Source organism: Streptomyces sp. SAS_272, assembly GCF_052543235.1.
Map to the genome: position 1 here is coordinate 1 of NZ_JBMNDR010000110.1, position 24,358 is coordinate 24,358.

Below are 24,358 nucleotides of genomic sequence, written 5' to 3' on the forward strand. Positions count from 1 at the left end.
GGCGACCACCCGGCCCGGGTGGTCGCCCCCTCGCTCTGTCTCCCGCTCGCTCTCCCTCAGCCGCTCGGCTGGTGGCGGGACGGGCGGCGGACCAGCGCCGTCAGACGGGCCGCCCAGGACGCCTTGAGGGCGATCCAGCGGTCGGCGAGGTCCCATACCGCACGGACGGCTGAACGCGGCGCCACCACGGCGCGCACCCGCGTGCGCCTGCCCGCGTTCTCCCGCAGGGCCGTCCGCACCCGGCGGACCTCGTCCGCCAGGCCCGCCTCGGTCGTGGGCACCGGGGCGAACAGCACCCGCTCCACGGCGTCCGCGACCCGGTGCACCGAACGGCTCGCCGTCTCGTCCAGCTCCCCGATCCGCACGATCCGCGCCGCGGCCCGTCTCGGCGTGAGCGCCTCGTCCGGCTCGATGCCGTAGTCCCAGGCCGTGTCGGTGAGCTCGCGCCACACCGCCAGGACGTGCCCGGCCGCCGCCTCGGCGGCCTCCTGCGGCGGCATGTCCAGCAGCACCGCGGGCTCGCCGCCGTCGCCCCGGCCGTCGGTCTCGTCCTTACGGGGGCCGGGCGGCGCGCCGGACGCCGTGGCGGAGGCGTGCCGGGCGGACGCCAGCCGCACCGAACGCCGTCTCAGCCGCCACAGCATCGGCAGCAGCGGCAGGGCGAGCGCCGCGGCTCCCAGCAGGGCCCAGCCGGCGATCCGGTACCACGGGGTGCCGCCTGCGCCCTGGTCCGCCTGGTCCAGCGGCAGCGGGTCGGCGCAGTTGCCGAGCTTCCTGTCGGTGGCGGAGCAGCTGGCGCTCGCCGACGGAGCGGCCGACGGAGCGGCGTCCGCCGAGCGGGAGGCCTGCGGCAGATCGGGCAGCGCCTGGCCCGAGGTCTCCGGCAGCGTGTACGTCGGCGTCGAGCCACGCGTGGGCGTCGGCTCGAAGCGCGTCCAGCCGACGCCCTCGAAGTACAGCTCCGGCCAGGCGTGCGCGTCCTTCAGGCTCACCGTCACCGTGCCGTCTGCCTGCGGCGAGCCCGGAGCGAAGCCCACCGCGACCCGCGCGGGTATGCCCAGCGTGCGGGCCATCGCCGCCATGGCGAACGAGAAGTGGACGCAGAAGCCCTGCTTGTCCCGCAGGAAGCGGGCGATCGCGCCCGGGCCGCTGCCGACCTCGACCTGGGTGTCGTACTCGAAGCCGCCGGTCACCGCGAAGTAGTCCTGGAGCGCGACCGCCTTCTCGTAACCGCTCGTGGCGTTCTCGGTGATCTCGCGGGCCTGCCGCGCCACCGCCGCCGGCAGGTTGTCCGGGACCTTGGTGTACTCCCGCCGGATCGAGTCGGGGGCCTTGGCCGCGGAGGCCAGTTGCTGCGCCGTCGGCTGCACGTCAAGGCTCGTCACCTGGTACGACTTGCCGCTGGTGTTCTGGCCGTGGTCGCCGACCAGGGTCATGCCGACCGGCTCGTAACGCCAGTTGCCCTTGATCTGCACGCCGCTGGGGGGATAGGGCATCGGCAGCCAGTCCTGCGCGTAGCTGCCGGCGGCCGCGATCCGGGTCGTGATCTCCGCCCGCTTCACGTCGGGCCCCAGACCGGTGGGCGCCGGGAAGTCGTCCGGCACCGCCGTGATGTGGCGCTTGGCCGGCTTCCACGTGGTGCCGTCGAAGTCGTCGAGGGACACGATCCGCAGGTACAGGTCCGAGAGGTTGCCGCTGTTGGTGCGCAGGGTCAGGACCGTGCGGTCCTCGTCCACGTTCAGGCTGTCGCGCAGCGACACCAGGGGGTTCACCGCGGAGATCGTGCCCCCGCTGCCGTTGCCGGCGCCCACACCGGCCCCCGTCGCGCCCAGCAGTCCGTCCTGGACGGCCGGCAGCGGCAGCAGCGGCACCACGAGGGCGACGCCCAGTGCCGCCATCCCGATGCGTCGGCCGGTACGCACCGGGGCCACCGGCCCGGACGGCTCGCCCGGGCTGTGCGTGGCTCCGCCGAAGACCCTGCCCCACTGCGAGAGCCGCTCCCGGCCCTCGGCGAGCAGCAGCATCAGATAGCCCGCGGCGGCCACCAGGAACCACAGCCAGTCGGCCGATCCGTCGAACAGCCCGGCGGCGACCGAGTACAGCGCCAGCAGCGGCAGACCGGCCGGGGCCGCGTTGCGGAACGTCACCGCGAGGGTGTCCACCGCGAGGCCGATCACCAGGACCCCGCCGATCACCATCAGCCGTATGCCGTCGGACAGCGGGGCCGGTATCGCGTAGCGCCCGATGTCGTCGGCGCCCGCCTGCAGCAGGTCGCCGAAGTGCCGGAAGGCGTCCGGGCCGGGGACCAGCCCGAGAGCCGCGTGCCCCCGGGCGAAGACCAGGGTGAGCGCCATCAGCGTGACCAGGGCCTGGACCGCCACGGTCAGCGGCCGCGCCAGCGGCACGCGCCGGGCCGCCGCGCCCACCCCGGACTGGACGGCCAGCAGGAACGCGGCCTGCAGCAGCCACGTCGCCGGCTCCACCAGGGGCAGCAGGGCGCACGAGGCCAGCAGCGTCGCCGCCGCGGAGCACAGTGTCAGTCGAGCCCGCCCGCTCATGCCCTTCCCTCCCCGCCACCCGAAGCCGCGACGCCCGCCCGGTCGCGCTCCGCGAGCCGCCACAGCTCGTTCAGCGATGCGCCCCGCGGCACGCTCAGGGCCGTCCAGCCCGCCTCGCGCAGCATCCGCAGCCGCTCCTCCTGCCTGTTCATCGGATCGGCGGCGCCGTTCGGTTCACGCACCCAGCCGTCGCCGTCCAGGAGGAAGGCGACCGCGCCTGCGCTGCGCTGGCGCATCTTCGCCGCGATCGCCGCCTGCTCCTCGTCGAGATCGCCGAGAAAGGCCACCAGCAGCCCCTCGTGGCCGCCGCGCAGCACGTCGTACGACCGGGACAGGCCCGCGCCGTCGGAGTGGTCGACGACCGCGAGGGTGTCCATCATCAGCCCTGCCGCGTCGGTCGACTCCTGGCCGCCCCCGGCGTAGCCGTCGGCGCCCGCCCCGGGCACCGAGGTGCCGGTGTCCGTCAGCAGCCGCACGGAGAAGCCCCGCTCCAGCATGTGCACCAGCACGGACGCGGCGCCGGAGACCGCCCACTCGAAGGCGGAGTCGGGGCCCGCCCCCCGGTAGGCCAGGCCACGGGTGTCGAGCAGCACCGTGCAGCGGGAGCGCCGCGGCTGCTCCTCGCGCCGCACCATCAGCTCGCCGTAGCGAGCGGTGGAGCGCCAGTGCACCCGGCGTAGGTCGTCGCCGTAGCGGTAGCCGCGCGGGATGACGTCGTCCTCGCCGGCGAGGGCCAGCGAGCGCTGCCGCCCGTCGCCGTACCCGTTGGCCTCGCCGCTCAGCCGCACCGGGGGGAGCGACTCCACACGCGGTATCACCGTGAGGGTGTCGTGCGTGGAGAAGGACCGGGTGAGCTCGCACATGCCGAAGGGGTCGCTCAGGCGCAGTTGGAGCGGGCCCAGCGGGTAGCGGCCGCGCAGGTCGGAGCGGACCCGGTAGGACACCTCGCGGCGGCCGCCCGCCTCCACCCGGTCCAGCACGAAGCGGGGGCGCGGGCCGAGCACGTACGGCACCCGGTCCTGGAGCATCAGCAGGCCGGTGGGCAGTCGCGAGACGTTGTCCATCCGCAGATGGACGCGGGCCTCGCTGCCCGCCGGCACCCGCGCGGGGGCGAGCCGGCGGCTGCCGGCGACCCGGTAGCGGGTGCGGTACACGACGGCCGCGCAGATCAGCGGCAGGGCCGCCAGCAGCAGCCCGACCCGCAGCAGGTCGGGCTGTCCGAGCACGTAGGCGCAGACGGCGGCCGCGACGCCGGCCGCCAGGAAGGAACGGCCGCGGGTGGTCAGGCCCGCCAGGGCCGTGCGCGCGCCGCCCCTGTCCCCTTTCCCCGCCTGGCCGGCGGACGGCTGCCCGGTCCCCCCGGCGGTCATCACAGCCTCCGCGGCTGCTGCCGGCCGTACGCCTGGGCGCCGTGGCCCAGCCCGTACCCGTGCTGCTGGGGCGTCGCCGGCACCGAGGTGCGCTGGATGATGTCCTCGACGACCTGCTCCGCCGTGCGCCGGTTGAGCTGGGCCTGCGCGGTGGGCAGCAGACGGTGGGCGAGCACGGCCACGGCGAGGTTCTGGACGTCGTCAGGCAGTGCGTAGTCCCGACCGTTGAGCGCGGCGGTCGCCCTCGCGGCGCGCACCAGATGCAGCGTGGCGCGCGGCGAGGCGCCGAGTCTGAGGTCGGGGTGGGTCCGGGTGGCGGCGACCAGGTCGACCGCGTAGCGCCGCACCGAGTCCGCCACGTGGACGCTCCGGACGGCGTCGATCAGCTTGACGATCTCGTGTGCGTGGGCCACCGGCTGAAGGTCGTCCAGCGGGCTGACCCCGCCGTGCACGTCGAGCATCTGCAGCTCGGCCTCGGCGCTCGGGTAGCCGATGGAGACCCGGGCCATGAACCGGTCGCGCTGCGCCTCGGGCAGCGGGTAGGTGCCCTCCATCTCGACCGGGTTCTGCGTGGCCACCACCATGAACGGGCTGGGCAGCTCGTAGGTCTGCCCGTCGATGGTGACCTGGCGCTCCTCGAGGGACTCCAGGAGCGCCGACTGCGTCTTGGGCGAGGCCCGGTTGATCTCGTCGCCGATCACGATCTGCGAGAAGATCGCGCCCGGCTTGAACTCGAAGTCCCGGCGCTGCTGGTCCCAGATGGACACGCCGGTGATGTCCGAGGGCAGCAGGTCGGGCGTGAACTGGATACGGCGCACCGTGCAGTCGATGGACTTCGCCAGCGCCTTGGCCAGCATCGTCTTCCCGACGCCCGGCACGTCCTCGATCAGGAGGTGCCCCTCGGCGAGCAGCACGGTCAGCGAAAGCTGTACGACCTCGGGCTTGCCCTCGATCACTCCCTCCACCGAACTGCGGACACGCTCCACAGTGGCGGTCAGATCTGTGAGGCTCGCTCGATCGTCATAGGTCGTCACCCGGCCCTCCTCGGCCCGTACTTTCCACGGGCCGACGCTCTGTCGCGCTAACCGGCCCACCCCGAATCACGGACACCACCCGCGAACTGCTCAGCGCGGCGTCACATCCGCATTCTTGCTGCCGTTACCGTTTCGTGTCACTCGCGTGTGGACAACTGTCCGTGATATGTCGGGGTTATGGCCTTTCGGGCGTCCGAGAGCCTCACATCAACAGCGAAACGACAGGGAAGAACGACCGCGAAGTCGTGTGGTCACGCGGGGTCGATCTCGCGGAGCAGCCCGGTCCGCACGTCGAACACGAAGCCGCGCACGTCGTCGGTGTGCACCAGGAACGGCGAGGTGCGCACCCGCTGCATCGACTGCCGGACGTCCTGGTCGACGTCCCGGAAGGACTCCACCGCCCACGCCGGACGCTGGCCGATCTCCATCTCCAGTTCGGTGCGGAAATCCTCGGTGATCGCCTCCAGACCGCACCCCGTGTGATGGATCAGGACGATGCTGCGGGTACCCAGTTTGCGCTGGCTGATGGTGAGCGAGCGGATGACGTCGTCGGTGACCACGCCGCCCGCGTTGCGGATCGTGTGGCAGTCGCCGAGCTCGAGGCCGAGCGCGGCGTGCAGGTCGATACGGGCGTCCATGCAGGCCACGACCGCGACGTGCAGGACGGGGCGGGCGTCCATGCCGGGGTCGGTGAAGGCGTCGGCGTATCGCTCGTTGGCCTCCACGAGGCGGTCGGTCACGGTCCCGCCGCGTATGGCGCCCGCGGTCTCACTGGGTACGGATGCGGAAGTCGTCATATTCATGACGGTACTGGTCACACGCGTCGCGGTCCTGCTGTGAGAGGGGAAAAAGAGCGTCATCACGCCCACTTTGTGAGGTAAGCCACAAGGCTGCGGGCCGCCGGAACCCCCGCGGGCCGCACCGCGGAACGCCTGGGCCGCGCCGCGCAGGCCGGTTGATTGACCGCGAGACCCCGTGGACTAAAGTGACGCGAAGCGGGAGGCGACGATCTCCCTGCTGGACTGAACCCGTGAGACCCCGGCCCGGCCGCCGAGATCTCCCCGCGGCGCCGGCAGGCCTTCCCTTCACGAGGGGCGGGGACCCGGCGGTGCGTCATCACCCGCCGGATCTGAGAGGCCCCCTTGAGTCACAGTCGACACGTCCCGGTGATGCTCCAGCGGTGCCTGGACCTGTTGGCCCCCGCCCTCCAGGAGCCCGGAGCGGTGGTCGTCGACTGCACGCTCGGCCTCGGCGGGCACAGCGAGGCCCTGCTGACACGGTTCCCCGAGGCCCGGCTGATCGCCCTCGACCGCGACAAGGAGGCCCTGCGCCTGTCCGGCGAGCGCCTCGCCCCGTTCGGTGAGCGCGCCACCCTCGTGCACGCGGTCTACGACGAGCTCCCCGACGTACTGGACCGGCTCGGCGTCGCGCGCGTGCAGGGCGTCCTGTTCGACCTCGGCGTCTCCTCCATGCAGCTCGACGAGGCCGACCGCGGCTTCGCCTACGCCCAGGACGCCCCCCTCGACATGCGGATGGACCAGACGACCGGCGTCAGCGCCGCCGAGGTCCTCAACACCTACCCGCCCGGCGAACTCGTGCGGATCCTGCGGGCGTACGGCGAGGAGAAGCAGGCCAAGCGGATCGTCTCCGCGGTGGTGCGCGAGCGCGACGACGAGCCGTTCACCAACAGCGCCCGGCTCGTCGAACTGATCCGCAACGCCCTTCCGCAGGCCGCCAAGCGCACCGGCGGCAATCCCGCCAAGCGCACCTTCCAGGCGCTGCGCATCGAGGTGAACGGCGAACTCTCCGTCCTGGAACGGGCGATCCCGGCCGCGGTGCGCGCGATCGACGTGGGCGGACGGATCGCCGTCCTGTCGTACCAATCGCTCGAAGACCGGCTGGTGAAGCAGGTGTTCGCGGCCGGCGCCGCCAACACCGCGCCCCCCGGGCTGCCGGTCGTCCCCGAGCGTTACCAGCCGAGACTCAAGCTGCTCACCCGCGGTGCCGAACTTCCCACCGAGGAAGAGATCGCCGAGAACCGGCGCGCCGCCCCGGCGCGGCTGCGCGGTGCCGAGCGAATCAGGGAGTCCATCGAATGACGGGCGTGAGCCGAGGGTCCGCACACCGGGTCCGGGGGAGGGCGAGTGAGCAGTAAACCCGCGCTGAAGGGGAGGGCGGCCCGCCTCGCGCGGCTCTTCCCGGCCGGCCCCCGGCAGGCCGCCCGCACTCCGTTCGTCCTCCTGGTCGTGCTGCTCCTCGGCGGCGGCCTGATCGGACTGCTCGTGCTGAACTCGGCCCTCAGCGAGGGCTCGTTCAAGATGGACGACCTGCAGAAGGACACCAAGAGCCTCACCGACGAGGAGCAGGCGCTCCAGCGGGACATCGACTCCTACTCCGCCCCGGACGCCCTCCAGCGCCGTGCGCGCGAACTGGGCATGGTCCCGGGCGGGGACCCGGCGTTCCTGAACCCCGACGGCACCGTGAAGGGCGTCCCGTCCGCGGCCGCCCGGCAGTCCGCGGACCCCGTCGTCCGGCCGCCGGAGACCGTCACGCTCTCCCGGACGCTCCCGCAGGCGCCCGAACCGGCCGGGTCCGACGCGCCGGGCGACGCCCCGGCCGGGCAGGACCTCCCCGAGCAGGACGCCGCCCCCGCGCGGAGCGCGGCCCCCGACCCGACCGCAGCCACCCCCGAGACCCCCGGCAGGTGACGGAAGTGTCCGACAGGGAACCGCCGCGCCGGCGTGTGCCCGGCCCCGCCCGGCCCTCCCGTCCCGCGTCCGCCCAGCGGCGCCCGGGACCCGGGGCCCGCCCGGCCCGCCGCCCGACCGCACCGCCTCCCCGCGGCGCCGCCCCGCGTGTCATCCGGCTCGGCAGCCCCCGCCCCCGGCTGCGCATGGTGGGCCTCGCGCTGGCCCTGGTGCTCATCGCCTTCGTCGTCCGCCTCCTGCAGGTGCAGGCCGTCGACGCGAGCGCCTACACCGCCAAGGCCGAGCAGAACCGGTACGTCGGCCAGGTGCTGCCCGCCGAGCGCGGCGAGATCACCGACCGCACCGGCGTGGCCTTCGCGACCAGCGAGGACGCCTACGACATCACGGCCGACCCCACCATGTTCGCCCGCGCTCAGCTGAAGATCGACGACGGTCCCGAGCAGGCGGCCGCCCTTCTCGCGCCGATCCTCCGCCAGCAGCAGTCCGTCCTGGTCGGGAAGCTGCGGCCGAAGGACCGGAACCTGCGCTACGTCAAGCTCGCCGGGCGGCAGACCCCGCAGGTGTGGAAGCAGATCCGCGACCTGAGGTCCGCGCTCTCCGCCAAGGCGGAGACGGACCGCTCCACGGTCAACGTCCTCGCCGGGCTGTTCTCCGTGCCCAGCAGCAAGCGCGTGTACCCCAACAAGGAGCTGGCCGCCGGGATACTGGGCTGGGTCAACGCCGACGGCAGGGGCGGCGGCGGCGTCGAGCAGCAGCTGAACTCCACGCTGTCCGGCAAGGACGGCAAGATCCGCTATGCCCAGTCCGGCGGCCGTCAGGTGCCCACCGTGGGCTCCACCGAGACGCCCGCGGTGCCCGGCTCCGACGTGGAGCTGACGATCGACCGCGACATCCAGTGGGCCGCGCAGAACGCCATCACCGAGCAGGTGCAGAAGTCCGCGGCGGACCGCGGCTACGTCATCGTGCAGGACACCCGCACCGGCGAGATCCTCGCCCTGGCCAACTCGCCCGGGTTCGACCCCAACGACCTGTCGAAGGCCGACCCCGGAGCCCTGGGCAACGCGGCCGTCCAGGACGCCTACGAGCCCGGCTCCACCGCCAAGATCATGTCCATGGCGGCCGTGCTGGAGGAGAACGCCGCCACCCCGCTGACGCACGTCACCGTGCCCAACCGGCTGCACCGCGGCGACCGGCTCTTCCAGGACGACATCGACCATCCGACCTGGAACCTCACGCTCAACGGGGTGCTCGCCAAGTCCAGCAACATCGGCACGATCCTGGCCACCGGACAGCTGGGCAAGACCCAGGCCGAGGCCAACCGCGTCCTGTACTCGTACCTGCGCAAGTTCGGCCTCGGCAGCCACACCGGCCTCGGCTTCCCCGGCGAGACGAAGGGCATCCTCGCACCGCCCGACAAGTGGTCGACCTCGCAGCAGTACACGATCCCCTTCGGCCAGGGCATGTCCCTCAACGCGGTCCAGGCGGCCTCCGTGTACTCGACGATCGCCAACGGCGGCGTGCGCGTCGAGCCCACCCTGGTGCGCGGCACCAAGGGGCCGGACGGACGCTTCACGCCCGCCGCGTCGCCCGCGAAGAGCCGCGTCGTCAGCCAGAAGACGGCGAAGACCCTCGCCCACATGCTGGAGTCGGTCGTGGACGACCGGGAGGGCACGGGCGCCAAGGCGCGCATCCCCGGCTACCGCGTCGCGGGCAAGACGGGCACCGCCAACCGCGTGGATCCGGCCACCGGCACCTACAAGGGCTACACCTCGTCGTTCGCCGGCTTCGCGCCCGCGGACAGCCCCCGCATCACCGTCTACTGCGCCATCCAGAACGCCACCGAGGGCAGCTACTTCGGCGGCCAGATCTGCGGCCCCGTCTTCAAGCAGGTCATGGAGTTCGCCCTGAAGACCCTGCAGGTCCCACCGACCGGGGCGAAGGCCGCGAACCTCCCGGTCTCCTTCACGCCCTGACCGCCGGGCCACCGACCCGAGCGGCGTCCCCGCCCCTTCCGCCCCCGACCCCCCGAACGCCACTGTTCAGCGCCGAGCAAGCCAGGAACCAGCCCGTGACCATGATCACTCCCGACCCCGGGACTCCCGCATCGCCGACGGCGCCCCCCGCCGGGCCGCCCGCGAGTCCGCCGACGGCCGCGCCCTCGCTTCGCCCGCAGGCGGGTGCGCCCGGTACGCTCACCGCCGTGCCACACGCTGATCAGTCCCAAACCACCCAGAAGGGCGCTTCCGTGACATATCCGGGACCGCCGCGACCGGCCCAGGTCTCCGCCACACCCCTCGCGGAGCTCGCCGATCAGCTGGGCGCCGCGCAGCCGGGTGACACCGCCGCCGAGGTCACGGGCATCACCCACGACTCGCGCGCGGTCCGCCCCGGCGACCTGTACGCCGCCCTCCCCGGCGCCCGCCTGCACGGAGCCGACTTCGTCGCCCAGGCCGCGGGCCTGGGCGCGGTCGCCGTCCTCACCGACCCCGCCGGCGCCGACCGCGCCGCCGCGACCGGCCTGCCGGTCCTGGTGGTCGACGACCCGCGCGGGGTCATGGGCGAACTGGCCGCCACGATCTACGGCCGCCCCGGCCGCGACCTGCTCCAGATCGGCATCACCGGCACCTCCGGCAAGACCACCACCGCGTACCTGGTCGAGGGCGGCCTGAAGCCCGTCAGGTCCACCGGGCTGATCGGCACCGTCGAGATGCGCATCGGCGACGAGCGCATCAAGTCCGAGCGCACCACCCCCGAAGCCACCGACCTCCAGGCCCTGTTCGCCGTCATGCGCGAGCGCGGCGTCGAGGCGGTCGCGATGGAGGTGTCCAGCCACGCGCTGGTCCTCGGGCGGGTCGACGGCTGTGTCTTCGACATCGCCGTCTTCAACAACCTCAGCCCGGAGCACATGGAGTTCCACTCGGGCATGGAGGACTACTTCCGGGCCAAGGCGCAGCTGTTCACGCGGAAACGCAGCAGACTCGGCGTGGTCAACCTCGACGACGAGTACGGCCGCCGGCTGGTCCAGGAGGCGGAGGTGCCGGTCGTCACCTTCTCCGCCGAGGGCGACCCGGACGCCGACTGGCGTGCCGTGGACGTGGAGACCGGCCCGATGGACTCGACGTTCACCGTGCTGGGCCCGGACGGGGTGCGGGTCGGCGCCAGGTCGCCGCTGCCGGGCAGCTTCAACGTGGCGAACACCCTCGCCGCGATCGTCTCCCTCGCCGCCGCCGGCATCGACCCGCGGACCGCCGCCGACGGCGTCGCCGCCGTGCCGGGCGTGCCGGGCCGCCTCGAGCGGGTGGACGCCGGGCAGCCCTACCTCGCGGTCGTCGACTACGCCCACAAGACGGACGCCGTCGAGTCGGTGCTCCGGGCGCTGCGCAAGGTCACCAAGGGTCGGCTGCACGTGGTCCTCGGCTGCGGCGGCGACCGGGACCGCACCAAGCGCGCCCCGATGGGCGCCGCCGTCGCCCGGCTGGCCGACACCGCCGTGCTGACCTCCGACAACCCCCGCTCCGAGGACCCCCTCGCGATCCTCGCGACGATGCTCCAGGGCGCGGCGTCGGTGCCGGCCCACGAGCGCGGCGACGTGCAGCTGTTCGAGGACCGGGCCGCAGCGATCGCCGCGGTCGTGGCGCGCGCGCACGCCGGGGACACCGTGCTGGTCGCGGGCAAGGGCCATGAGCAGGGCCAGGACATCGCCGGGGTGGTCCGTCCGTTCGACGACCGCCAGGTGCTTCGCGAAGCTATCCAGCAGACCCAGGGATGAACTTGTGATCGCCCTCTCCCTCGCCGAGATCGCAGCAGTCGTCGGCGGGCAGACGCACGACATACCGGATCCGTCCGTGGAAGTCACCGGACCGGTCGTCCGGGACTCCCGCGAGGTGGCGCCCGGCAGCCTCTTCGTCGCCTTCGTCGGCGAACGGGTGGACGGACACGACTACGCGGCAGCGGTCGTCGAGGCGGGCGCGGCGGCCGTGCTGGCCTCCCGGCCGGTCGGTGTGCCCGCGATCGTCGTGGACGACGTCCAGGCGGCGCTGGGGGCCCTCGCCCGGCACGTCGTCCACCGGCTCGGCGCCACCCTCGTCGCACTCACCGGCTCGGCCGGCAAGACCAGCACCAAGGACCTGATCGCCCAGGTGCTCCGGCGCAAGGCGCCGACCGTGTTCACGCCCGGTTCGCTCAACAACGAGATCGGACTGCCGCTGACCGCCCTGTCGGCCACCGAGGAAACCCGTTTCCTCGTGCTGGAGATGGGCGCCCGCGGAATCGGCCACATCCGCTACCTCGCCGGTCTGACGCCCCCGAAGATCGGCCTCGTCCTCAACGTCGGCACCGCCCACATCGGCGAGTTCGGCGGTCGCGAACAGATCGCGCAGGCAAAGGGCGAGCTGGTCGAGTCGCTGCCCCCGGCGGCCGACGGAGGCGTCGCGATCCTCAACGCCGACGACCCGTTGGTCCGGGCCATGGCCTCCCGTACGAAGGCGAAGGCGGTCTTTTTCGGAGAGTCCGGCGAAGCGGACGTACGGGCCGAGAACGTGCGACTCACGGACACCGGACAGCCCGCCTTCAGCCTTCACACACCCTCCGGGTGCAGCGATGTGACCATGCGCCTGTACGGTGAGCATCACGTGTCGAACGCGCTCGCCGCGGCCGCCGTCGCCCATGAGCTGGGCATGTCCGCGCAAGAGATCGCCACCGCGCTCTCCGAGGCGGGCTCCCTCTCCCGCTGGCGTATGGAGGTCACCGAGCGCCCGGACGGCGTGACGATCGTCAACGACGCCTACAACGCGAACCCTGAGTCCATGCGAGCTGCCCTGCGTGCACTGGCAGCCATGGGCGAAGCCTCACGGGCGAAGGGGGGCCGGACCTGGGCGGTGCTCGGCAAGATGGCCGAGCTCGGGGACGAGGCGCTCGCCGAGCACGACGCGGTCGGACGGCTCGCCGTCCGGCTCAATGTCGGCAAGCTCGTCGCGGTCGGGGGCAGGGAAGCCGCCTGGCTGCAACTGGGCGCATACAACGAGGGTTCGTGGGGTGAGGAGTCGGTGCACGTGTCCGACGCACAGGCGGCTGTCGACCTGTTGCGCAGCGAGTTGCGCCCGGGGGACGTCGTACTCGTGAAGGCGTCCCGTTCGGTCGGTCTCGAGACCGTCGCGCAGGCGCTGCTCGCGACCGACGCCGAGGGTGAGGTCGTCGCCCGATGATGAATCAGATCCTCTTCGCGGGCGTCATCGGCCTCTTTCTGACGCTGATCGGCACACCGCTGCTGATCAAACTGCTGGCGCGCAAGGGCTACGGCCAGTACATCCGCGACGACGGCCCGCGCGAGCACGCCAGCAAGCGCGGTACGCCGACCATGGGCGGCATCGCCTTCATCTTCGCGACGGTCGCCGCGTACTTCCTGTCCAAGCTGATCACGGGCAATCCGCCGAGCTACACCGGTCTGCTGGTGCTGGGCCTGATGTGCGGCATGGGCCTGGTCGGCTTCCTCGATGACTACATCAAGATCGTCAAGCGGCGCTCGCTCGGTCTGCGGGCCAAGGCGAAGATGGCCGGCCAGCTCATCGTCGGCATCGCCTTCGCGGTGCTGTCGCTGCAGTTCTCGGACTCCCGCGGCAACACCCCGGCCTCCACGAAGCTGTCCTTCATCACGGACTTCGGCTGGACGATCGGCCCTGTGCTGTTCGTCGTCTGGGCGCTGTTCATGATCCTCGCGATGTCCAACGGCGTGAACCTGACGGACGGTCTGGACGGCCTGGCCACCGGCGCCTCCGTGCTGGTCTTCGGCGCCTACACCTTCATCGGCGTCTGGCAGTTCCAGGAGTCCTGCGCCAACGGCGAGACCCTGACCAACCCCAACGCCTGTTACGAGGTGCGCGATCCGCTGGACCTCGCGGTCATCTCGGCGGCGCTGATGGGCGCCTGCCTGGGCTTCCTGTGGTGGAACACCTCGCCGGCCAAGATCTTCATGGGCGACACCGGTTCGCTGGCGCTCGGCGGCGTCCTCACGGGCCTCGCCATCTGCTCCCGCACGGAGCTGCTGGTGGCCATCATGGGCGGTCTGTTCGTCCTGATCACCATGTCGGTGGTCATCCAGGTCGGCTCGTTCAAGCTCACCGGCAAGCGCGTCTTCCGGATGGCGCCGCTGCAGCACCACTTCGAACTCAAGGGCTGGTCCGAAGTCCTCGTGGTGGTCCGTTTCTGGATCATCCAGGGCATCTGTGTGATCGTCGGACTGGGCATCTTCTACGCGGGATGGGCAGCAGAGAAGTGACCGACTGGCAGGGGAAGAACGTCACCGTCGCCGGGCTCGGCGTCTCCGGCCTCCCGGCGGCCAAGGTGCTGCACGGACTCGGCGCGAACGTCACCGTCGTCAACGACGGCGACGACGCACGCGCCCGTGAGCAGGCCGCCGGGCTGGAGGCGCTGGGCGTCACCGTGCGCCTCGGTGACGGGGCGACCCTGCCCGAGGGCGCCGAACTGGTCGTCACCGCACCCGGCTGGAAGCCCGACAAGCCGCTGTTCACGGCGGCCCGCGCGGCCGGGGTGCCGGTCTGGGGCGACGTCGAACTCGCCTGGCGGCTCAGGGGCCCGGACGCGGCGCCCTGGCTGTGCGTCACCGGAACCAACGGCAAGACGACCACCACCCGCATGCTCGCGTCGATCCTCGAGGCGGCCGGTCTGCGTACGGCGGCCGTCGGCAACATCGGCGTCTCCCTGCTGGACGCGGTGCTCGGCGACGAGCGGTACGACGTCCTGGCCGTCGAGCTGTCCAGCTATCAGCTGCACTGGGCGCCCTCCCTGCGCGCGCACTCCGCGGCCGTCCTCAACCTCGCCCCCGACCACCTCGACTGGCACGGCTCCATGGAGGCGTACGCCAAGGACAAGGGGCGCGTCTACGAGGGCAACCGGGTCGCCTGCGTGTACAACGTCGCCGACAAGGCCACCGAGGACCTGGTGCGCGAGGCCGACGTCGAGGAGGGCTGCCGGGCGATCGGCTTCACCCTCGGCGCCCCCGCCCCGTCCCAACTCGGCGTGGTGGACGGCATCCTGGTCGACCGGGCCTTCGTCGAGGACCGGCAGAAGAACGCCCAGGAGCTCGCCGAGGTCGCCGACGTCGATCCGCCGGCCCCGCACAACATCGCCAACGCTCTTGCCGCGGCGGCCCTCGCCCGGGCCTTCGGGGTGCCCCCCAAGGCCGTACGGGACGGCCTGCGGGCCTTCGTGCCCGACGCCCACCGCATCGCCCACGTGGCCGACGTGGACGGCGTCGCCTACGTCGACGACTCCAAGGCGACCAACACCCACGCTGCGCAGGCCTCGTTGGCGGCGTACGGATCGATCGTGTGGATCGCCGGCGGACTGGCCAAGGGCGCGACCTTCGACGAGCTGGTGGCCGGGTCGGCCAAGCGGCTTCGCGGCGTGGTGCTCATCGGCGCCGACCGCGCCCTGATCCGGGAAGCCCTGGCGCGACACGCCCCGGAAGTACCCGTCGTCGACCTCGACCGGACCGACACTGGGGCGATGTCCGCAGCCGTCCAGGAGGCCCGGCGGCTCGCCGCCGAGGGCGACACGGTGCTCCTCGCCCCCGCCTGCGCCTCCATGGACATGTTCGTCAACTACAACCAGCGCGGTGACGCGTTCGCTCAGGCCGTCCGCGAACTCGGAACCTGACCCGGCCGCCTGCCGGGCGACCTTGGGAGGGACGCGTGGGACCGTCACGGCCGACGTACGGCGCAGCCGAGCGCAGCGGCTGCGCCGCGTACAGCGGAGCGGCAGATGCCCGGTAGCCGCACCGGGCGTCCGCCCGTCCAGCGAACCGTCCGCAGACCTGCCGGCGCCTCCCGGCCGCGCCGCGACAACCCCGTACGACGGCTGCACGCGCGCGTGCAGAAGGCCTGGGACCGGCCGCTGACCGCCTACTACCTGATCTTCGGCGGCAGCCTGCTGATCACCGTGCTGGGCCTCGTGATGGTCTACTCGGCCTCTCAGATCACCGCGCTGCAGATGTCGCTGCCGGGTTCGTTCTTCTTCCGCAAGCAGTTCCTGGCCGCCACCATCGGGGCGGTGCTGCTGCTGGTCGCCTCCCGCATGCCGGTGAAGCTGCACCGCGCTCTCGCCTACCCGATCCTCGCCGGCGCGGTCTTCATGATGGCGCTGGTGCAGGTGCCCGGGATAGGGATGTCGGTCAACGGCAACCAGAACTGGATCTCGCTGGGCGGCTCCTTCCAGATCCAGCCCAGCGAGTTCGGCAAGCTCGCGCTCGTGCTGTGGGGCGCCGACCTGCTCGCCCGCAAACAGGACAAGAAGCTGCTGAGCCAGTGGAAGCACATGCTGGTGCCGCTCGTGCCGGTCGCCTTCATGCTGCTCGGGCTGATCATGCTGGGCGGCGACATGGGCACGGCGATCATCCTCACGGCGATCCTGTTCGGCCTGCTGTGGCTGGCGGGTGCGCCCACGCGGCTGTTCGTCGGCGTGCTGTCGATCGCCGCCACGCTGGGCGTGATCCTCATCAAGACCAGCCCCAACCGCATGGCCAGGCTGCAGTGCATCGGCGCGACCGACCCCGGCCCGGGCGACTCCTGCTGGCAGGCCGTGCACGGCATCTACGCCCTGGCCTCCGGCGGGATCTTCGGTTCCGGGCTCGGGGCGAGTGTGGAGAAATGGGGGCAACTCCCCGAAGCGCACACCGACTTCATCTTCGCCGTCACCGGTGAGGAACTGGGTCTCGCGGGGACGCTGTCGGTCCTCGCCCTGTTCGCGGCTCTAGGCTATGCGGGTATCCGCGTGGCCGGACGCACGGAGGACCCCTTCGTGAGGTATGCCGCGGGAGGCGTGACCACCTGGATCACCGCGCAGGCGGTGATCAACATCGGTGCGGTGCTCGGCCTGCTGCCGATCGCCGGAGTCCCCCTCCCGCTGTTCTCCTACGGGGGCTCCGCCCTGCTGCCGACCATGTTCGCCATCGGGCTGCTGATCGCTTTCGCACGCGACGAGCCCGCTGCGCGGGCGGCGCTTGCGATGCGGCCCCGCCGCTTTGGTAGAAAGCGGGGGGCGGGGGGCTCCGCGTTCGCACGGGGCTTCCGGAGATGGAACACGATGCGACGGCGTGCCTCGGCGGCGCGTCCGTCCGGAGAGCGGTGAATTTCGGTGCATGTCGTACTCGCTGGTGGGGGGACCGCCGGCCACATCGAGCCCGCGCTCGCCCTCGCGGACGCCCTCCGCAGGCAGGACCCCGGTGTGGGGATCACGGCCCTGGGCACGGAGCGCGGCCTGGAGACCACGCTCGTTCCGCAGCGGGGCTACGAGCTCGCGCTGATCCCCGCCGTGCCGCTGCCGCGCAAGCCCACCCCTGAGTTGATCACCGTCCCGGGCCGGCTGCGCGGCACGATCAAGGCCGCCGAGCAGATCCTGGAGCGCACCCGGGCGGACGCGGTCGTCGGCTTCGGCGGTTACGTGGCCCTGCCCGGCTACCTCGCGGCCAAGCGCCTCGGCGTGCCGATCATCGTCCACGAGGCCAACGCCCGCCCCGGGCTGGCCAACAAGATCGGCTCGCGCTACGCGGCCCGGGTGGCCGTCTCCACGCCCGACAGCAAGCTGCGCGACGCCCGCTACATCGGCATCCCGCTGCGCCGCTCCATCGCCACCCTGGACCGCGCCGCCGCCCGTCCCGAGGCCCGGCACATGTTCGGCCTCGACCCCAACCTGCCGACCCTGCTGGTCTCCGGCGGCTCGCAGGGCGCCCGCCGGCTGAACGAGGTCGTCCAGCAGGTCGCGCCCTGGCTGCAGCAGGCCGGCATCCAGATCCTGCACGCGGTCGGCCCGAAGAACGAACTGCCGCAGGTGCAGCAGATGCCGGGGATGCCCCCGTACATCCCGGTACCGTACGTGGACCGGATGGACCTCGCGTACGCCGCCGCCGACATGATGCTCTGCCGCGCGGGCGCGATGACCGTCGCGGAGCTCTCCGCCGTCGGGCTCCCGGCCGCCTACGTCCCGCTGCCCATCGGCAACGGCGAACAGCGGCTGAACGCCCAGCCGCTGGTGAAGGCGGGCGGCGGTCTGCTGGTCGACGACGCGGAACTGACCCCCGAGTGGGTGCGGGAGACCGTCCTGCCCGTGCTCGCCGATCCGCACCGGCTGTACGAGATGTCCCGGGCCGCGAGCGAGTTCGGCCGCCGGGACGCCGACGAACTGCTCGTCGGCATGGTGTACGAGGCGATCGCCGCCTCCCGTGCACACCGTTAGGCACGATGGACGAAAGGGCAGGGGAGCGTGGCCGGATCCGCCACCGCCGAGCGCGGTGCACGCCAGCAGGAGTCGTCCGGCCCGCCCCTTGTCCGGCGGTTGGGGCCGCGCCGGCTTCGTATGATCATCGTTCTCGCGCTGGTCGTCTCCCTCCTCGGTGCGGGCGTCGTCTGGGCGCTGTACGGCTCGCAGTGGCTGCGGGTGCGGGAGGTCACCGTCACCGGCACCGCCGTGCTGACCCCGCAACAGGTGCGCGAAGTCGCCGACGTGAGCGTCGGAACTCCGCTCATTTCGGTCGACACCGACGCGATCGAGGCGAGGCTCCGCAAGGAATTGCCCCGGATCGACTCGGTTGAGGCGGTCCGTTCCTGGCCGCACGAAATCAGTGTGAAAGTGGTCGAGCGAACGCCGGTTCTCCTGGTCCGAAAAGGGGCGAACTTCGTGGAAGTGGACGACGAGGGCGTCCGTTTCGCCACGGTTTCCGAGGCCCCCAAAGGCATCCCGATGCTGGAAATGGCGACCTCCTCCTCGCGATCGGCGGCGGCGAGTCTGCGCCGTTTCGGAGCGGCCCGGCTGACGCGGGAGGCGGTCCGGGCGGCCGGCTCGCTGCCGTCCGCCGTCGCCCGCGAGACACGGCTGGTCAAGGTCCGTTCCTACGACGACATCGCACTGCGGCTCAACGACGGCCGCACGGTGGCCTGGGGCAGCGCCGAGAACGGCGCCGCCAAGGGCCGTGCGCTGACCGCTCTCATGAAAGCCGCCCCGGCCGCGCGGCACTTCGACGTCAGCGCTCCCACCGCCCCTGCGTCATCGGGGAGTTGACGCACATCAGCGCAGGCCAGCACCCTGGTTGGGCAGTGACATGGCTGATCACATAGGGTGAAAAGAAAAACGGGAGGTTCGGCGTGTTCGTTGAACGGGCGCCACTTGTCGACTTAGTGTCCTGTTCAGAAGACTTCAAGGAACGGACACACTGGTAACCCTAAACTTCAGCGTTAGGGTTCGGGTCGGCGAAACGGACCGTCCCATTCGGCATCAGTCGTCGGATCGCATCACCTGTGACGCGACGACACGTAACTCGAGGCGAGAGGCCTTCGACGTGGCAGCACCGCAGAACTACCTCGCAGTCATCAAAGTCATCGGTGTCGGCGGCGGTGGTGTCAATGCCATCAACCGGATGATCGAGGTCGGTCTCAAGGGCGTCGAGTTCATCGCCATCAACACGGACGCGCAGGCGCTGTTGATGAGCGACGCCGACGTCAAACTCGACGTCGGCCGCGAACTCACCCGCGGACTCGGCGCCGGCGCCAACCCGGCCGTCGGCCGCAAGGCGGCCGAGGACCACCGCGAGGAGATCGAGGAGGTCCTCAAGGGGGCCGACATGGTCTTCGTGACGGCCGGAGAGGGCGGCGGCACCGGCACCGGCGGCGCGCCGGTCGTGGCCAACATCGCCCGCTCCCTGGGCGCCCTCACCATCGGCGTGGTCACCCGCCCGTTCACCTTCGAGGGCCGGCGCCGCGCCAACCAGGCCGAGGACGGCATCGCCGAACTCCGCGAAGAGGTCGACACGCTCATCGTCATCCCCAACGACCGGCTGCTGTCCATCTCGGACCGCCAGGTCTCGGTCCTCGACGCCTTCAAGTCGGCCGACCAGGTCCTGCTCTCCGGCGTCCAGGGCATCACCGACCTCATCACCACGCCCGGTCTGATCAACCTCGACTTCGCCGACGTGAAGTCGGTCATGTCCGAGGCCGGTTCGGCCCTCATGGGCATCGGCTCGGCCCGGGGCGACGACCGTGCGGTGGCCGCCGCCGAGATGGCGATCTCCTCGCCGCTCCTGGAGGCCTCCATCGACGGCGCCCGGGGCGTGCTGCTCTCCATCTCCGGCGGCTCCGACCTCGGCCTGTTCGAGATCAACGAGGCCGCCCAGCTGGTCAGCGAGGCCGCCCACCCCGAGGCCAACATCATCTTCGGCGCCGTCATCGACGACGCCCTCGGCGACGAGGTCCGGGTCACCGTGATCGCGGCCGGCTTCGACGGCGGCCAGCCGCCGGCCCGCCGCGAGACCGTCATGGGCTCGTCCTCGGCCCGGCGCGACGAGCCCACTCCGGTACGGCAGCCCGAGAGCCGCCCGTCCTTCGGCTCGCTCGGCAGCGTGACCCCGAAGGAGGAGCCGGAGCCGGCGCCCGAGCCGGTGGCCGACCTCCCGTCGTCCCCGCCGGTGCCGCCGTCGCGGACCTACTCGGACAGCGCGGCCGAGGAGCTGGACGTGCCGGACTTCCTGAAGTGATAGGACAGCGCGAGAGCGTGAGCGGCGCGCACTTCGCCTTCACCGACCGGTGGGGCGGGGTGAGCGCCGTTCCGTATGAGCAGCTCAACCTCGGCGGAGCGGTCGGCGACGAGTCCGACGCCGTGCTCGCCAACCGTGAGCGAGCCGCCGAGTCGCTCGACCTCGACCCGAGCCGGGTCGTCTGGATGAACCAGGTGCACGGCGCCGACGTCGCCGAGGTCGAGGGGCCGTGGGCCACCCGGCCCGTCCCCGAGGTGGACGGCCTGGTCACCGCCACCCGCGGGCTGGCCCTCGCCGTGCTGACCGCGGACTGCGTGCCGGTCCTGCTGGCCGACCCGGTCGCGGGCGTCGTCGCCGCCGCTCACGCGGGAAGACCAGGGATGGTCAAGGGGATCGTGCCCGCCGCGGTCGACGCGATGACGTCGCTCGGGGCCGACCCCGCCCGGATCGTCGCCCGCACCGGACCCGCCGTGTGCGGGCGGTGTTACGAGGTGCCGGAAGCGATGCGCGCCGAGGTCGCCGCCGTCGAACCGGCCGCGCACGCCGAGACCGGCTGGGGCACTCCGGCCGTCGACGTCGCCGCCGGGGTGCACGCACAGCTCGACCGACTCGGGGTACGTGACCGGGTGCGGTCGCCCGTGTGCACAAGGGAGTCGAAGGACCATTTCTCATACCGCCGCGATCGCACCACGGGGCGACTCGCGGGATATGTCTGGCTGGACTGATAGGGCATGACGGACCGTAAGGACGAACTCGCCGCGAACCTGGCGAAAGTGGAGGAGCGCATCGCCGCAGCGTGCGCGACCGCCGGACGGGGGCGGGACGAGGTGACCCTGATCGTGGTCACCAAGACCTATCCGGCGAGCGACGTGCGCATCCTGTCCGGACTCGGCGTGCGCCATGTCGCCGAGAACAAGGACCAGGACGCGGCGCCGAAGGCGGCCGAGTGCTCCGACCTGCCGCTGAGCTGGCACTTCGTCGGGCAGCTGCAGACCAACAAGGCGCGTTCGGTGGTCGGTTACGCGGATGTCGTGCAGTCCGTCGACCGCGCCAGGCTGGTGACGTCGCTGTCGAAGGAGGCGGTGCGGGCGGGACGCGAGGTGGGCTGCCTCATCCAGGTCGCCCTCGACGCCGGGGTCAGCGGGCGGGGCGAACGGGGCGGCGTGGCCCCGGGCGGCGTCGCGGAGTTGGCCGACCTGGTGGCCGGCTCCCCGGGGCTGCGGCTCGACGGACTGATGACGGTCGCCCCTCTGACCGGGGAGTTCGCCGGACGCCAACGAGCGGCGTTCGGGCGGTTGATGGATTTGTCGACTGACCTGCGCCGAGCTCATCCGGCTGCGAACATGGTGTCCGCCGGGATGAGTGCGGATCTCGAGGAGGCCGTGGCGGCCGGAGCGACACATGTACGCGTCGGCACTGCGGTACTCGGAGTCCGCCCCGGGCTCGGGTAACGTCGCCAGGAAGTCGGACCACAGCAGAAAATATGGTCATTACCGCCGAAAGGCGGCCATAAGGGCCACGTGGATCGAGGGACTTGGCAGTAGGAAGTCGATCCACCACAGAGCGGAGGACTCAGAGCATGGCCGGCGCGATGCGCAAGATGGCGGTCTACCTCGGCCTCGTGGAGGACGATGGGTACGACGGCAGGGGATTCGACCCCGACGACGACTTCGAACCCGAGCTCGACCCGGAGCCCGAGCGGGATCACCGGCGACACGAGTCGGCGCACCAGTCCCACGGCGCACATCAGTCCCAAAGGGACGAAGAGGTGCGAATCGCTCAGCCGCCCGCCCCTCGTGAGCCGGTGGCGCGATCTTCTTCGCTCCCCGCGGAATCCGGGCGTCCGGCGCGCATCGCGCCCGTGGCGTCCATCACACAAGAACGTCAGTCCCTGGAGAAGAACGCACCGGTGATCATGCCCAAGGTCGTGTCGGAACGAGAGCCGTACCGGATCACCACGCTTCACCCTCGGACCTACAACGAGGCCCGTACCATCGGGGAACACTTCCGTGAGGGCACCCCTGTGATCATGAATCTGACTGAGATGGATGACACAGACGCGAAGCGACTTGTCGACTTTGCGGCCGGTTTGGTGTTTGGTCTTCACGGCAGCATCGAGCGGGTGACGCAGAAGGTGTTCCTGTTGTCGCCTGCTAACGTCGATGTCACGGCGGAGGACAAGGCCCGCATCGCAGAAGGCGGGTTCTTCAACCAGAGCTGAGACACAAGACCGGTAGAAGCAGTACAAAGCAGTACAGAGCAGCACGGAAACAGGGGAGAGGGAAGCACCGAACATGGGCGTGGTCCTGGATGTCGTCTACATCGCGCTGATGGTGTTCCTCATCGTGCTCATCTTCCGGTTGGTCATGGACTACGTCTTCCAGTTCGCCCGCTCATGGCAGCCCGGCAAGGCGATGGTGGTCGTTCTGGAGGCCACCTACACTGTCACCGATCCACCGCTCAAGCTTCTGCGGCGGGTAATCCCGCCGTTGCGTCTCGGGGGCGTGGCGCTCGACCTGTCCTTCTTCGTACTGATGATCATCGTTTACATCCTGATCTCGATCGTGAGCAAGCTGTGAGCGATGTGAACTACCGTCTTGCCGATGCCGACGACTACGTTGAGGTGAAGAGATGCCGTTGACCCCCGAGGACGTGCGGAACAAGCAGTTCACGACCGTCCGCCTCCGAGAAGGCTATGACGAGGACGAGGTCGATGCCTTCCTCGACGAGGTCGAAGCCGAACTGACCCGCCTGCTCCGTGAGAACGAGGATCTGCGGGCCAAACTGGCCGCGGCCACGCGCGCTGCTGCCCAGAACCAGCAGAACATGCGCAAGCCTCCGGAGCAGGACCAGCAGGGCGGCATGCAGCAGCAGGGCGGCATGCAGCAGGGCGGCATGCAGCAAGGCGGCATGCAGCAGGGCGGTATGCAGCAGCAGGGCATGCCCCAGCAGGGGATGCCCCCGCAGGGAATGCCGCAGCAGGGCATGCGAGGTCCCGGCGGACCGGTGCCCGCGGGCATATCGGGCCCGCCGCAGCAGCAGATGGGCGGCCCCATGGGTGGCCCGCCCCAGCTGCCGAGCGGCGCCCCGCAGCTGCCCGCCGGTCCCGGCGGTCAGGGTGGTCCCCAGGGTCCCGGCCCCATGGGCCAGGGCATGGGTCCCGGCCCGATGGGTCAGGGTCCGATGGGCCAGGGCCCCATGGGTCAGGGTCCGATGGGTGGCCAGCCCATGCAGCAGCAGATGGGCGGTCCGATGGGCGGCCCCATGGGCGGTCCGATGGGCGGCCCCGGTCAGGGCCCCGGTGGCGACAGCGCCGCCCGTGTCCTCTCGCTGGCCCAGCAGACCGCCGACCAGGCGATCGCCGAGGCCCGTTCCGAGGCCAACAAGATCGTCGGCGAGGCCCGCAGCCGCGCTGAGGGTCTCGAGCGGGACGCCCGCGCCAAGGCCGACGCCCTGGAGCGGGACGCGCAGGAGAAGCACCGCGTCGCGATGGGCTCCCTGGAGTCCGCCCGCGCCACGCTGGAGCGCAAGGTCGAGGACCTGCGCGGCTTCGAGCGCGAGTACCGCACGCGTCTGAAGTCGTACCTCGAGTCCCAGCTGCGTCAGCTGGAGACGCAGGCGGACGACTCCCTCGCGCCGCCGCGTACTCCGGCCACGGCTTCCCTGCCGCCGTCCCCGGCGCCCTCCATGGCTCCGGCGGGCGCAAGCGCCCCGTCCTACGGCGGCAACCCGGGCATGGGCGCGCCGAGCCCGGCTGCCCCGTCCTACGGCGGTCAGCAGCAGATGTCTCCGGCGATGACTCAGCCGATGGCTCCGGTACGTCCGCAGGGTCCCTCCCCGATGGGCCAGGCTCCCTCGCCGATGCGCGGCTTTCTCATCGACGAGGACGACAACTGACGGCCAGTAGTACGCCTTAGGCGTCGGCAGCGTTCAAAGGGCGGGACCCCGGATCACCTCCGGGGTCCCGCCCTTTTTACGCGCGTTGCGACCGAACACCGCCGGCCTGCGTGCCATGGGTGGTGGCAAGGCAAGCAGCCGCAGGAGCACGCCCGGGCCGACGCGGAGACGCTGCGGGCACGGCAGCGGGTGGCGGCGAGGCCCCGGCAGGGGGTGGCGACGCCGCGGGGCCCGGATCCCTCAGGGATCCGGG

The 24,358-nt window shown here is 71.6% G+C and carries 20 protein-coding genes; 16 read left to right on the forward strand and 4 right to left on the reverse strand.

The window, feature by feature from the left end; translation table 11 throughout:
- Positions 1 to 56 precede the first annotated feature (56 nt).
- The 4 genes from ACN6LD_RS37620 to ACN6LD_RS37635 form a co-directional block, all read right to left on the reverse strand.
- Complete coding sequence (locus ACN6LD_RS37620) at positions 57 to 2,558, reverse strand: transglutaminase TgpA family protein (RefSeq protein WP_319196781.1); 2,502 nt, start codon at positions 2,556 to 2,558, stop codon at positions 57 to 59.
- Complete coding sequence (locus tag ACN6LD_RS37625) at positions 2,555 to 3,928, reverse strand: DUF58 domain-containing protein (protein ID WP_319196783.1); 1,374 nt, start codon at positions 3,926 to 3,928, stop codon at positions 2,555 to 2,557. The genes ACN6LD_RS37620 and ACN6LD_RS37625 overlap by 4 nt, the downstream gene beginning before the upstream one ends.
- Positions 3,928 to 4,962 carry an AAA family ATPase gene (locus ACN6LD_RS37630; protein ID WP_319196785.1) on the reverse strand — a complete coding sequence of 345 codons (1,035 nt, stop codon included), beginning with the start codon at positions 4,960 to 4,962 and terminating at the stop codon, positions 3,928 to 3,930. The genes ACN6LD_RS37625 and ACN6LD_RS37630 overlap by 1 nt, the downstream gene beginning before the upstream one ends.
- 251 nt (positions 4,963 to 5,213) lie before the next feature.
- Positions 5,214 to 5,822: a beta-class carbonic anhydrase gene (locus ACN6LD_RS37635; protein WP_415925004.1), complete on the reverse strand. Its 609-nt coding sequence runs from the start codon at positions 5,820 to 5,822 to the stop codon at positions 5,214 to 5,216.
- Between the two features lie 282 nt (positions 5,823 to 6,104).
- Here ACN6LD_RS37635 and rsmH point away from each other — a divergent pair, with 282 nt between their 5' ends.
- The 16 genes from rsmH (at position 6,105) to ACN6LD_RS37715 (ending at position 24,105) form a co-directional block, all read left to right on the forward strand.
- Complete coding sequence (gene rsmH, locus ACN6LD_RS37640) at positions 6,105 to 7,061, forward strand: 16S rRNA (cytosine(1402)-N(4))-methyltransferase RsmH (RefSeq protein WP_319196788.1); 957 nt, start codon at positions 6,105 to 6,107, stop codon at positions 7,059 to 7,061.
- 45 nt (positions 7,062 to 7,106) lie between these two features.
- Positions 7,107 to 7,670, forward strand: coding sequence for a septum formation initiator family protein (locus ACN6LD_RS37645; protein WP_319196790.1), 564 nt, complete (start codon positions 7,107 to 7,109; stop codon positions 7,668 to 7,670).
- A 5-nt stretch (positions 7,671 to 7,675) separates the two neighbouring features.
- Positions 7,676 to 9,643: a peptidoglycan D,D-transpeptidase FtsI family protein gene (locus ACN6LD_RS37650; protein WP_445045504.1), complete on the forward strand. Its 1,968-nt coding sequence runs from the start codon at positions 7,676 to 7,678 to the stop codon at positions 9,641 to 9,643.
- Between the two features lie 95 nt (positions 9,644 to 9,738).
- On the forward strand, positions 9,739 to 11,439 hold the full coding sequence (locus ACN6LD_RS37655) for a UDP-N-acetylmuramoyl-L-alanyl-D-glutamate--2,6-diaminopimelate ligase (RefSeq protein ID WP_415924848.1): 1,701 nt from the start codon (positions 9,739 to 9,741) through the stop codon (positions 11,437 to 11,439).
- A gap of 4 nt (positions 11,440 to 11,443) precedes the next feature.
- Entirely contained in the window at positions 11,444 to 12,874 is a 1,431-nt protein-coding gene (locus ACN6LD_RS37660) for a UDP-N-acetylmuramoyl-tripeptide--D-alanyl-D-alanine ligase (protein ID WP_319188963.1), read from the forward strand.
- Positions 12,871 to 13,944, forward strand: a complete 1,074-nt coding sequence (gene mraY, locus ACN6LD_RS37665; RefSeq protein WP_057580045.1) for a phospho-N-acetylmuramoyl-pentapeptide-transferase — start codon at positions 12,871 to 12,873, stop codon at positions 13,942 to 13,944. Before ACN6LD_RS37660 ends, mraY begins: the two co-directional genes overlap by 4 nt.
- Entirely contained in the window at positions 13,926 to 15,344 is a 1,419-nt protein-coding gene (gene murD, locus ACN6LD_RS37670) for a UDP-N-acetylmuramoyl-L-alanine--D-glutamate ligase (protein ID WP_319188966.1), read from the forward strand. The genes mraY and murD overlap by 19 nt, the downstream gene beginning before the upstream one ends.
- A gap of 105 nt (positions 15,345 to 15,449) precedes the next feature.
- Positions 15,450 to 16,814 carry a putative lipid II flippase FtsW gene (ftsW, locus tag ACN6LD_RS37675; protein WP_319188968.1) on the forward strand — a complete coding sequence of 455 codons (1,365 nt, stop codon included), beginning with the start codon at positions 15,450 to 15,452 and terminating at the stop codon, positions 16,812 to 16,814.
- 6 nt (positions 16,815 to 16,820) lie between these two features.
- Positions 16,821 to 17,918, forward strand: a complete 1,098-nt coding sequence (gene murG / locus ACN6LD_RS37680; RefSeq protein ID WP_306953119.1) for an undecaprenyldiphospho-muramoylpentapeptide beta-N-acetylglucosaminyltransferase — start codon at positions 16,821 to 16,823, stop codon at positions 17,916 to 17,918.
- Positions 17,919 to 17,945: 27 nt separating this feature from the next.
- Complete coding sequence (locus ACN6LD_RS37685; protein WP_319188970.1) at positions 17,946 to 18,740, forward strand: cell division protein FtsQ/DivIB; 795 nt, start codon at positions 17,946 to 17,948, stop codon at positions 18,738 to 18,740.
- Positions 18,741 to 19,017: 277 nt separating this feature from the next.
- The gene (gene ftsZ / locus ACN6LD_RS37690; RefSeq protein WP_266727418.1) at positions 19,018 to 20,208 is read left to right on the forward strand and encodes a cell division protein FtsZ; all 1,191 of its coding nucleotides are present in this window, start codon (positions 19,018 to 19,020) and stop codon (positions 20,206 to 20,208) included.
- Positions 20,205 to 20,933, forward strand: coding sequence for a peptidoglycan editing factor PgeF (pgeF, locus tag ACN6LD_RS37695; protein WP_319188972.1), 729 nt, complete (start codon positions 20,205 to 20,207; stop codon positions 20,931 to 20,933). Before ftsZ ends, pgeF begins: the two co-directional genes overlap by 4 nt.
- Positions 20,934 to 20,939: 6 nt before the next feature.
- Positions 20,940 to 21,659: a YggS family pyridoxal phosphate-dependent enzyme gene (locus ACN6LD_RS37700; RefSeq protein ID WP_445045505.1), complete on the forward strand. Its 720-nt coding sequence runs from the start codon at positions 20,940 to 20,942 to the stop codon at positions 21,657 to 21,659.
- Positions 21,660 to 21,787: 128 nt separating this feature from the next.
- A complete protein-coding gene (locus ACN6LD_RS37705) occupies positions 21,788 to 22,429 on the forward strand; it encodes a cell division protein SepF (RefSeq protein ID WP_445045506.1) in 642 nt (213 codons plus the stop codon).
- A gap of 73 nt (positions 22,430 to 22,502) precedes the next feature.
- A complete protein-coding gene (locus ACN6LD_RS37710; RefSeq protein ID WP_319167576.1) occupies positions 22,503 to 22,787 on the forward strand; it encodes a YggT family protein in 285 nt (94 codons plus the stop codon).
- Positions 22,788 to 22,839: 52 nt separating this feature from the next.
- Positions 22,840 to 24,105: a DivIVA domain-containing protein gene (locus ACN6LD_RS37715; protein WP_319188978.1), complete on the forward strand. Its 1,266-nt coding sequence runs from the start codon at positions 22,840 to 22,842 to the stop codon at positions 24,103 to 24,105.
- The last annotated feature ends 253 nt before the right edge of the window (positions 24,106 to 24,358 follow it).